This is a genomic window from Acinetobacter sp. (assembly GCF_036659555.1).
Taxonomy (GTDB): Bacteria; Pseudomonadota; Gammaproteobacteria; order Pseudomonadales; family Moraxellaceae; genus Acinetobacter.
Genome location: NZ_JAVXCI010000114.1, coordinates 1 through 4,645 on the forward strand (window position 1 = coordinate 1; position 4,645 = coordinate 4,645).

The following is a 4,645-nucleotide window of genomic DNA, read 5'->3' on the forward strand; positions in this document are numbered from 1 at the left end:
AGTATGGTTATCTGCATCCTCAGAATCTTCAAGTAAATTGAAATCAGTTTCAGGGAAAGATGTATCGGAAGATTGTGCTTGAGTCATTTGATCATTCAGGCAAAAGTGGTTTAATAGTGCAATTGTAGCTCATTGCCAGTATTAACAGAGGAATTTTTATGTCGCTACCGCATTATAAAATGACAATGCTTGCGCTAACCGTTGGCATTGCAGCGGCAATGGCCGGCTGCAGCAGCAATCCCAAAAAAGATGTGGTCGATACTGGTCCGCAATCCAGCGAACAGGTTTATATAGAAAAAGCAAAAAAAGCGCTGGACCGCCATCAATATACCGACGCTGCCAAGCATTTGGAAGCTTTGGAAACTTACTACCCGACTGGCAGCTACGCAGCGCAGGCGCAGCTGGAATTGCTGTATGTCAAATTCCAGCAGAAAGACTATGAAGCCGCCATTGCCCTGGCAGACCGCTTTATCCGCCTGAATCCGCAGCACCCGAATGCAGACTATGCCTACTATGTGCGCGGCGTGTCCAATATGGAGCAGAATTACAGCGGCCTGCTGCGCTACACCTCCTTAAAGCAGTCGCACCGTGATGTCAGCTATTTGAAAGCGGCCTATCAGAATTTTGTTGACTTTATCCGCCGCTATCCGTCAAGCACCTATGCGGTAGACGCCGCCCAGCGCATGAAATTCATCGGCCAGGAACTGGCTGAAAGCGAAATGAACGCTGCCCGCTTCAATATTCAGCGCAAAGCCTATTTGGCTGCGGTAGAGCGCTCGCTTTGGGTCGTGGAACACTATCCGCAAACACCGCAAATTCCGGAAGCGCTGGCGACCATTGCCTACGGCTACGATAAATTAGGCGATCAGGCGACTGCCCAGCAGTATATTAATGTGCTGAAAATCAACTACCCTGAGCTGGTGAAGTCTGACGGCACGGTCAACATGCGGGCTGCGCGCAGCGAAGGCAGCTTATGGAACCGCGCGACTTTAGGCATTTTCGGCAAAGAAGGCCGCACGCATTCTGAGCAGGATGAAGTCAAAAGCGCCGGCAATGACAGCGAAAACCGCAGCTTAACCAACCGCTTGTCTTTTGGCTTGCTGGACCGCCCTAAAGCGGAAGCTGCAGAGGCTGAAAAGCCGGCGCAATAAATCATCTGCTATACAGGTCGATTTTTACTGAAGGGCAAGTTATCATACTTGCCCTTTTAGCATCGCGGCGCTGCGGATTTTGATCCGGCTTGATCTGCCCGGTTAAAAGGTATACAAATTAATGCTCAGCATATATGCAGGCATTCAGCTTTAAAGCTGCTGCATCCTCTTTTAGACGACTGGATTACCCCGATAAAACAGCATGGCGATTCCTCAGCACACCATTGACCAGATTCTGGACCGCACCGACATTGTCGATGTGATTGGTCAATTTGTGAAATTAAAAAAGACCGGCCGCACCTATTCAGGCTGCTGCCCGTTCCATCAGGAAAAATCGCCATCTTTTCACGTTTACCGCGATAAGCAGTATTTCCACTGCTTTGGCTGTCAGGCCAACGGCAACGCCATCCGCTTTTTAATGGATATCGGCAGCCGCAATTTCATTGAAGTGATGAAAGACTTGTCCAGCCAGACCGGCATTGAACTGCCGAAAGACAATCATGACTCGAATAAGCTGAAGTACAAGCGCGAAGCGCCGAAGCCCAAAGCGCCCGCCCAGATACAGCCGCCGGCGCAGCCTGCACAGCAAGCGGCGGATGCTGCCGGCCTCAGCCCTGCCCCGGCATTTGAGCATGACCCTTTTGCAGAGTTTCAGGCGCAGGATGACGCCTTTTACGGCCATGACCCTTTCGCGGCGTTCAGCCAGCCGCCGGCATTTGAAGAAACTGCGCAGGACGGCAACCTGTATGACCTGCTGGAAAGTATCGCCCAATTCTATGAGCGCCAGCTGCCGCACAGCCAGAACGCGCAGAAATATTTCCGGCAGCGCGGCCTGTCCCGCGAAACCATTGCCTATTGGCGCTTAGGCTATGCGCCGGAAGACTGGCAGCATCTGGAAAAAGCCTTTCCGCAGGATGTGGAAGGCCTGAAGCTGCTGGGCCTGATCCGCACCAGTGACAGCGGGCGCGACTTTGACCTGCTGCGCGACCGGGTGATTTTTCCGATCCGCGACGCCAAAGGCCGCGTGGTCGGTTTTGGCGGGCGCGCGCTGAACGATGAAATCAAGCCGAAATACATCAACTCGCCGGATTCCGAAGTCTTTCATAAAAACCAGCTGCTGTACGGCCTGTACGAAGGCCGCAAGCAGAAAGCCCAAGACTGGCTGATGGTGGAAGGCTATATGGACGTGATTGCCCTGCAGCAGTACGGCATTGCCGGCGCCGTGGCGACGCTGGGCACAGCCAGCAACACTGAGCATCTGAACATTCTGTTCAAGCAGAACAGCCGCATCACCATTGCCTTTGACGGCGACGCTGCCGGCCAGAAAGCCGCCCGGCGCACTTTGGAAATTGCCCTGCCGCTGCTGAATGACGGGCGCGAGCTGAAGTTCTTTGTGCTGCCGAATGAGCACGATCCGGATTCCCTGATCCGGCGCGAAGGCATGGAAAACTTCCGGCGCCTTTTAGACGCTGCGCCGCTGCTGTCCGAATTTGTCTTTGCGCATTTAACCCAGAGCTATGACCCCGCCTCTCCGGAAGGCAAAAGCCAAGTCATGGGCGAACTGCGCCAGCTGACCGAGCTGCTGCCTAAAACAGGCTCTTACCGCTACCTGCTGCAGCAGTATTTCCGCGAAAAACTCGGCTTCAGCCGCAAATGGCAGCCGCAGGTCAACAATGACGCATCCTTAAGCTTCAGCACCAAAATTGACGCCGAAGAATATGTGATTGCGATTCTGATCAATCACCCTTATTTATACATTCATTTTGAGCCGCTGCGCGCGCTGATTCCGCAGGATCTGCTGCTGTTCCATATTTTGAATATTTTCAATATTATTTTTGATGAACTGCCGGATGATCCAGAGCTGTCCTCCTATTATGCGCTGGGCGCATGTGCAGCCTATCATCATGAACTGCAGAATATTTTAGAACACGCCAATATCAGCGACTATACTTCATCGCCGGAACAGGCGGACAAGCTGGCGGCTGACCTTTCAACCAAGCTGCAGTATGAATGCCTGCAGCAGAAACTCAAATCCAGGAAATTTTCCAGCCTGGCCGAAATGCGCAACCTGAAGCAGAAAATTTATGAAATTGGCAAAAAAAGGTCGATGACCTTATTGGAAGACTAAAGAGAACGCCCAGCCTAAGGGCCAGGCGTTCTCGAATCCTGTTCAGGGTGGCCGCAGCGGCTTTCAGGCTTATTTTTTCGGCTGGCGGCGCTTGGCTGCCGTTTCGGCTAAATCCTGCCCCAGCATCTCAAAATAGGACGGGTCTTCCGCAGTAGCCGCATGGCGCAGCGCAATTGAGGCGGGATGCAGCAGCTTATTGGCCAGCCGGTAGGAAAATTCCCGCAGCACCTGCTCTGCGGATGCGCCTTTCTGCAGGCGCTGCAAGGCCAGCGCCAGCTCTTCCTGCCTTAAGCTTTCGCCATGCTCACGGTAAGCATGAATGGTTGAGCCCGCCAAATTGACTTTCTGCTGGATCACCAGCTCAGTAGCCAGCTGGTTCACCATCACTTCCGCTTCAACCGCAGCCTGGCGGCGCTGCGCCAGGTTTTCGTCAATCACGCTCTGCAGGTCATCGACGCCGTATAAATACACGCCGTCCAGCGTTTCCACTTTGGCTTCAATATCGCGCGGCACAGCTAAATCGACCAAGAGCATCTGCTTATATCTGCGTTTTTTTAAGGCTGCTTTGACGTCTTTAAAATAAATCACCTGATGCAGGCTGCCGGTGCAGCTGGAAATCACATCCGCGCGGTGCAGATTCTCTGCCAAATCATCGAATTCAATAATTTCCACATCCACGCGGTGGGCAATTTCCTGCGCCAGCGCTTCCGCTCGGCTGCGGGTGCGGTTGCAGATGATGATTTTACCCACGCCCATTTCCGCTAAATGCTTCGCCACCAGGCTATTCATTTCACCGGCCGCCACAATCAGCACAGCCAGCTGTTCCGGCTTGCTGAATACCTGCAATGCCAGCTGCGCGACTGCGTAGCCCATAGACACCGCATGGCTGCCCACAGCCGTTTCTGAACGCACCCGCTTGGCCGCGTAGAAAGCATATTCAAAAATCCGGTTTAAATTTGGCGAAACGGTTGCAGCCTCTTTGGCTAAAGACAGCGCGGTTTTCACTTGACCTAAAATTTGCGGTTCGCCCAGCATCAGCGAATCCAGGCCGCTGGCAACGCGCATCAAGTGCGTAACGGCCTGCGCATTTTCATAGCGGTATACATGATTTGACAATTGCTTAACATCAAGATGATTTGCCTGGGCGAGCCAATGCAATACCATATCTGGATTGTCAGACATGGCATAGACTTCGGTTCGGTTGCAGGTAGACACCACCACCATGTCATTCAGACAGGCGGCGCGGCTTTGCTGCGCAAGCAGGGCGCTTAACTTTTCAGGGTTAAATGCAATTTGCTCGCGCAATTCTACAGAGGCGGTTTGATGGTTGACACCCAATGCAAAGAAAGACATATCAGATCATCAT

At 52.8% G+C, this 4,645-nt stretch carries 4 protein-coding genes; 2 read left to right on the forward strand and 2 right to left on the reverse strand.

The features are described 5' to 3' along the window. Nucleotides 1–87 (reverse strand): hypothetical protein (locus RSA72_RS13010; RefSeq protein ID WP_332633297.1); only part of this gene is annotated, 87 nt, incomplete at its 3' end. Nucleotides 88–158: 71 nt separating this feature from the next. Between RSA72_RS13010 and RSA72_RS13015 the strand changes: the two genes are divergently transcribed. Further along, nucleotides 159–1,151 (forward strand): outer membrane protein assembly factor BamD, encoded by a 993-nt coding sequence (locus RSA72_RS13015; protein WP_332624292.1) that lies wholly within the window; start codon nucleotides 159–161, stop codon nucleotides 1,149–1,151. Nucleotides 1,152–1,353: 202 nt separating this feature from the next. Further along, the gene (locus RSA72_RS13020; protein ID WP_332633295.1) at nucleotides 1,354–3,279 is read left to right on the forward strand and encodes a DNA primase; all 1,926 of its coding nucleotides are present in this window, start codon (nucleotides 1,354–1,356) and stop codon (nucleotides 3,277–3,279) included. Nucleotides 3,280–3,348: 69 nt separating this feature from the next. Here the strand turns inward: RSA72_RS13020 and hemA are convergent, their stop codons facing one another. Next, nucleotides 3,349–4,632, reverse strand: a complete 1,284-nt coding sequence (hemA, locus tag RSA72_RS13025) for a glutamyl-tRNA reductase (RefSeq protein WP_332624075.1) — start codon at nucleotides 4,630–4,632, stop codon at nucleotides 3,349–3,351. Nucleotides 4,633–4,645: the final 13 nt, after the last annotated feature.

Bases quoted from the DNA above. Each gene is read 5' to 3' on its own strand.
- RSA72_RS13015 (WP_332624292.1), top strand. From the start codon at position 159: ATGTCGCTACCGCATTATAAAATGACAATGCTTGCGCTAACCGTTGGC.
- RSA72_RS13020 (WP_332633295.1), top strand. From the start codon at position 1,354: ATGGCGATTCCTCAGCACACCATTGACCAGATTCTGGACCGCACCGAC.
- hemA (WP_332624075.1), bottom strand. From the start codon at position 4,632: ATGTCTTTCTTTGCATTGGGTGTCAACCATCAAACCGCCTCTGTAGAA.